The sequence below is a fragment of the Lacisediminihabitans sp. genome (genome assembly GCF_036569425.1).
Classification (GTDB): Bacteria; Actinomycetota; Actinomycetes; order Actinomycetales; family Microbacteriaceae; genus Lacisediminihabitans.
Map to the genome: position 1 here is coordinate 1 of NZ_DATCQQ010000059.1, position 5,476 is coordinate 5,476.

At 68.2% G+C, this 5,476-nt stretch carries 3 protein-coding genes; all 3 read right to left on the minus strand.

Translation table 11 applies throughout. The features are described from left to right. Positions 1-31: 31 nt before the first annotated feature. The 3 genes from VIM54_RS10025 to ddaH all read right to left on the minus strand — a co-directional run bounded on the left by VIM54_RS10025 (position 32) and on the right by ddaH (position 5,239). Positions 32-1,837 carry an ABC transporter ATP-binding protein gene (locus VIM54_RS10025; protein WP_331900994.1) on the minus strand — a complete coding sequence of 602 codons (1,806 nt, stop codon included), beginning with the start codon at positions 1,835-1,837 and terminating at the stop codon, positions 32-34. Further along, positions 1,834-3,588 carry an ABC transporter ATP-binding protein gene (locus VIM54_RS10030; RefSeq protein ID WP_331900998.1) on the minus strand — a complete coding sequence of 585 codons (1,755 nt, stop codon included), beginning with the start codon at positions 3,586-3,588 and terminating at the stop codon, positions 1,834-1,836. The genes VIM54_RS10025 and VIM54_RS10030 overlap by 4 nt, the downstream gene beginning before the upstream one ends. Before the next feature lie 424 nt (positions 3,589-4,012). Next, positions 4,013-5,239, minus strand: coding sequence for a dimethylargininase (gene ddaH / locus VIM54_RS10035; RefSeq protein WP_331900996.1), 1,227 nt, complete (start codon positions 5,237-5,239; stop codon positions 4,013-4,015). Positions 5,240-5,476: the final 237 nt, after the last annotated feature.

Consider the following 5,476-nt stretch of genomic DNA (forward strand, 5'->3'; position numbering starts at 1 on the left):
GGGTGGCGGCGGGAGCGGATGGCCGTATCGTCTAGACGAGCGACTCCCGCCAGGCCGCATGCAGCTTCGAGAAGCGCCCGGTGCCGGCGATGAGGTCGCGCGGCGTTCCGTCCTCCACGATCATCCCGTGCTCCATCACCAGCACGCGATCGGCGATCGCGACCGTCGACAGGCGGTGCGCGATGATGATCGCGGTGCGGTCGGCGAGCAGCGTCTGCAGGCCCTCCTGCACGAGGCGCTCGGAGGGGATGTCGAGCGACGCTGTCGCCTCGTCCAGGATCAGCACGACCGGGTTGGCGAGAAAGGCGCGCGCGAACGAGATGAGCTGGCGTTGCCCTGCCGAGACCCGGCCGCCGCGCTTGTTCACATCCGTGTCGTAGCCGTCGGGCAGCGACTCGATGAACTCGTGCGCGCCGACCGCCTTCGCCGCGGCCACGATCTCCTCGATCGTCGCCTCCGGCTTGCCGAGCGCGATGTTGTCGCCGACCGACCCCGAGAACAGGTACGCCTCCTGCGTCACCATCACGATCGCCCGACGTAGGTCCTTCGGATGCAGTCGGCGCAGGTCGACGCCGTCGAGCGACACGACGCCGTCCGATGGGTCGTAGAACCTCGAGATGAGCTTCGCGAGCGTCGACTTGCCTGCGCCGGTCGATCCGACGAGGGCGATCGTCTGGCCGGCCGGGATGTCGAGGTCGAAGTGCGGCAGCACAACGCGGCCGGCGTTGTAGGCGAACTCGACGCGCTCGAAGCGCACGCTGCCCTTCGCCTGCCAGAGGTCGATCGGGCGCGTCGGATCCGGCACGCTCGGCTGCTCCTCGAGCACGCCCGAGATCTTCTCGAGGGCGGCCGCGGCCGACTGGTAGGAGTTGTAGAACATCGCCATCTCCTGGGCGGGCGCGAAGAACGACCGCGTGTAGAGCAGCGCCGCGAGCAGCACGCCGATCGCGATGCCGCCCTGCGCCACGCGCAGGCCGCCGATGAGCAGCACGACCCCGAGCGCGACGTTGCCGATGAGCACGAGGCCGGGATCGAGGACCCCGAACAGGCGGATGGTGCGCATGTTCGCCAGGCGGTAGTCCTCCACGTAGCCGGCGAACTCCTTCTCGTTGCGCTTCTCCTTGCGGAATGCCTTCACGGCGCGCATGCCCGTCATCGTCTCGACGAAGTGAACGATGAGTCGGGCCGAGGTGGTTCTCGTGGCGCGGAAGGCCCGCTGGGAGCGGGTCTGGAACCAGCGCACGAGGAACCACAGCGGCACGAGCGAGCCGAACAGCACGAGACCGCTCAGCCAGTCGATGGAGAACAGCGCCACGGCGATGAACACCATGTAGAGGCCGCCCTGCACGAGCTGGTTGATGCCGGAGTCGAGAAGTTCACGGATCGAGTCGAGGTCGCTCGTCTGGCGCGCGATGATGCGACCGGACGTGTAGCTCTCGTGGAACTCGAGGCTGAGCCGCTGGGTGTGCAGGAACACGCGCTTGCGCAGGTCGATCAGGATCGCCTGGCTGATGCGCGCGGTCAGCACCGTGTACCACGCGATGAGGGTCGCCCCGATGATGCCGGTGAACAGGTAGGCGAAGACCGCGAAGCCGAGCGGCACCCAGTCCTGCTTCACGAGCGCCGGCAGGCCGGAGTCGATCCCGTAGGCGATGAGCGCTGGCCCGGCGACCTGCGCCGCCGTGCTCACGACGACAACGACGATGGTGAGGCTCACCCGCACCCAGAGTGGGCGCAGGAGGGTGCCGAGCAGGCGCAACGAGCGGTCACGGATCTGCTTGCTCTCCGCCTTGGTGAAGTCGCTGCGCTCCTCGCCGGTAACTCCGGTGACGCTCATGCGCCTGCCCTTTCCTCTAGCGGTTGTTCGGCCGGCCGGGCCGCATCGACCCGTTCGCGGCGTTCCTCGTCTTCCAGGCTCGAGATCACGAACCGGTAGTGGTCGCTCGAGACCAGCAGCTCCTGGTGCCGCCCGACGGCGGTGATTCGGCCACGCTCGAGCAGCGCGACCCGGTCGGCGAGCATCACCGTGGATGGCCGGTGGGCCACGATGAGCGCGGTGGTCGAGGCGAGCACCCGCCGCAGGGCGGCCTCCACGAGCGCCTCGGTGTCCACATCGAGCGCCGACAGCGGGTCGTCGAGCACGAGCACCTCGGGCTTCGCCGCGACCGCACGGGCGAGCGCGAGCCGCTGGCGCTGGCCGCCGGAGAGGCTCAGCCCCTCCTCGCCCACTGTCGTGTCGATTCCGTCCGGCAGCTGGTAGACGAAGCCGGCCTGGGCGATGTCGATCGCCTCGGCCAGGTCCTCATCCGTGGCGTCCGGGCGGCCGAGCAGCACGTTGTCGCGCACCGACGCGGAGAACAGGGTCGCATCCTCGAACGCCATCGACAGGTGGGTGCGCAGGTCGGCGAGGCTCAGGTCGCGAATGTCCACGCCGTCGAGCCGGATGGCGCCGCCCGTCACGTCGTAGAGCCGCGTGGTGAGCGACGTGATCGTCGACTTGCCGCTGCCGGTGAGCCCGACGAGCGCCATGGTCTCCCCCGGCTCCAGCTCGAGGGTGACCCCGTCGAGCAGGTCCGCGTACTGGGAGGGTGAGTCCTGGTAGCGGAAGTACACGTCGTCGAACACGAGTCGCCCCTCGGGCGCCGCGATCGTCTTCGGGTCCTCCGGATCGGTGATCGGATTCGGGGCATCCATCACCTCGAAGAATCGGTCCGCCGCCGTCCGGGTGTCGAACGTCATCGACAGCAGGAAGCCGATCGACTCGACCGGCCAGCGCAGCACGGTTGCCGTGGCGAAGAACGCCACGAGCTGCCCGACGGTGAGCTCGCCGCCCGCCGCCAGCCACACGCCGGCGAGCAGGCAGAGCGCGAACGTGACGTCCGGCACGAGCAGCAGCCAGAGCCAGATGCCCGCGATCGCCTTGGCCTTCTCGATCTCGGTGCCCCGCAGGTCTTCCGCCTGCGAGGCGAAATTCTTGAGCGCGTGCTGCCCGCGACCGAAGGCCTTGAGCACACGGATGCCGTGCACCGATTCCTCGACGGCCGTCGCGAGATCGCCTGCCTGGTCCTGGCTGCGGCGCGCGACCGCGGAGTACTTGTTCTCGAACAGGTAGCCGTAGATCCAGAGCGGGATCGAGCAGACCACGAAGATCAGTCCGAGGATCCAGCTGATCGAGATGAGGAAGAAGAACCCGATGAAGATCGTGATCACGTTGACGACGAGTAGCACGGTGCCGAAGGAGATCCAGCGGCGGATGAGGTTGAGGTCGCTCACCACTCGGGAGAGCAGCTGCCCGCTCGCCCACCGGTCGTGGAAGCTCACCGGCAGCTCCTGCAGGCGCTTGTAGAGCGCGTTGCGCATGTCGGCCTCCACCATCGTGCCCGGCTGGAGCACGAACCAGCGGCGGAACCAGATCATGATGGCCTCGAGCACGCCGAGCCCGAGCACCGCGGCGACCGGCCACCAGATCTGGCTCGAGTCACCGCCCTGCAGCGGACCGTCGACGAGCGCCCGCAGCACCTGCGGGATGAGCAGGGCCACGAGCGCGGCGATGAGAGCCACGACCATCCCGAGGTAGATCCGGGGCATGGCCGGTTTGGCGTAGGGGTAGAGACGCAGGATCGAGGCAAAGGTGCCTTGGCGTTTTGGGTCTGCAGACACAGTGATTCCTTGGATGCAGGGGGTCGTCGACGTGCACGAACCGAGATTGTCGAGCGAGGGAGGGGTGAGCCGGATGCTTCTGGCAGTGGGCCGCGAAGGGCCCGTCGTCTACCGGGTTCCGGCTGGTGTCATGGACGGACGGACGGCGACACGCTTCGCGCCTGCAGTTGCGAGAAAGGTGTAGATCATGGCGTCCTCCTGGGCACGTATGTTTTTCACTCTGGTCATGGCCACGCCCGCCTCCCACCCTCTCGGGGAGCGACGACCGAACAGCCTTACAGAATATCCCGACCCCATTCGATCCCACAAGGGGATGCCGCAAACGGGGGCGGAAAAACCTCGCGGCGAGTACCTACCGCACGCGCACGGAGAGGCAGGTGACGCATCCCTCGAGCTTCTCGAACTCACTGATGTCCACGGTGACCACACGGTAGCCGAGGTTGGCGATGAGCGCGGCGCTCGCCGGGGCAGACGCCGCCATCAGCACGGTGTCCGGCGCAAGCGTCACGACGTGCGCCCCGCCCTCCTCGGGCATCGCGAGAAAGCGGTCGAAGATTGCCGGGTCGTCGACGACGGGCGGATAGCCGATGACGGTGCCGTCCGGAAGTGCCGTCACCGCGCTCTTGAGATGCAGCGCCTTCGTCACCGGCACCGCGACGACGGTGTAACCGAGCCGCGCGACGATCGCCCGCAGTTGGCGGATGCCCTCCGCGTTGGTGCGACCGCCCCGCCCCACGTAGACGGTTGGTCCCACCTTGAGAACGTCCCCGCCGTCGAGGGTGCCCGGAAGCACGATCCGTTCGACGCGTAGTCCGGCCTCGCGCACCGTTGCCTCCGCGTCCGCGATCTCGTCGCGGCGGGATTCGGCGCCGGGGCTCGTGATTACGGCCGTGTCGCCGAACAGCACCACGGCATCCTCGATGAAGACCGAGTCGGCCAGTTCGTTCGCGACCGGCACCTCGACGATGTCCCAGCCGTTGTCGGCGAAGGCGGCCACATAGGCGTCCCACTGGTCGTTCGCGAGGTCGGTGTCGATGGCCGTACGTTCGACGTGCGTGACCTCGCCATCGGCGAGGTTGTCGGCCGGCGCCCGCACGAGGGCGATGCGCCGTTCGCCCGGGCGCGCATCCTCCGCCGTCCCGATCACGGAGTTCCACACCCACAGCCCGACGGTCAGGGTCGCGAGCACCACCGCCACGATGAGCACGAGGCTGGGGCCGACGAGCGAACCGAACAGCTGCCCGACAACGGACCCGGTGAGGGTGGCCCCCCTGAACACGATCGAGAGCGCGGTACCGACCACCGCGGCGACGATCGCGGCGACGATGGCGGCGACCAGCCGCACGTACCAGTACCGGTAGGCGCCCACGAGGGCGAAGACCGCGAGCACGACGAAGGCGCACAGGCTCGAGGCGATGAAGTACTGGGCGACCTGGCCGAGCGTGGCCGGATCGCCGCCCGAGGCCGCGAAGAAGAGCAGCATCGTCGCGAGTTGGGCGGTCGCCGCGACGGCGAACGCCGAGGCGATAGCGGCGGCGATTCGGCGCGGAAGAGGTGCTGTCGGTGCGATCACGGTCATGGTCCTCGACCCTATCCCGTCCCACCCGACCTTCGGCAAGTGCTGGCAGGACGGCCCCAGCGCGCGGTTGGTGAGGGCTGGGTGGGGCGGGGCAAGGCCAGGCGTGCCGGCCCGGGCGGGCTAGATGAGTGAGTCCTAATCGGGGCTTGGCCGCGTGGAGGCTGTTAATCGTTGGCGGAGGGTGTTAAACCCTGTGTGTGAAAACCGACCTCAACACCCTCCTGACCACACTTTACG

Coding starts and splice junctions, on each gene's coding strand:
- ddaH (WP_331900996.1), bottom strand. CDS start 5,239: ATGACCGTGATCGCACCGACAGCACCTCTTCCGCGCCGAATCGCCGCC.
- VIM54_RS10030 (WP_331900998.1), bottom strand. CDS start 3,588: ATGCCCCGGATCTACCTCGGGATGGTCGTGGCTCTCATCGCCGCGCTC.
- VIM54_RS10025 (WP_331900994.1), bottom strand. CDS start 1,837: ATGAGCGTCACCGGAGTTACCGGCGAGGAGCGCAGCGACTTCACCAAG.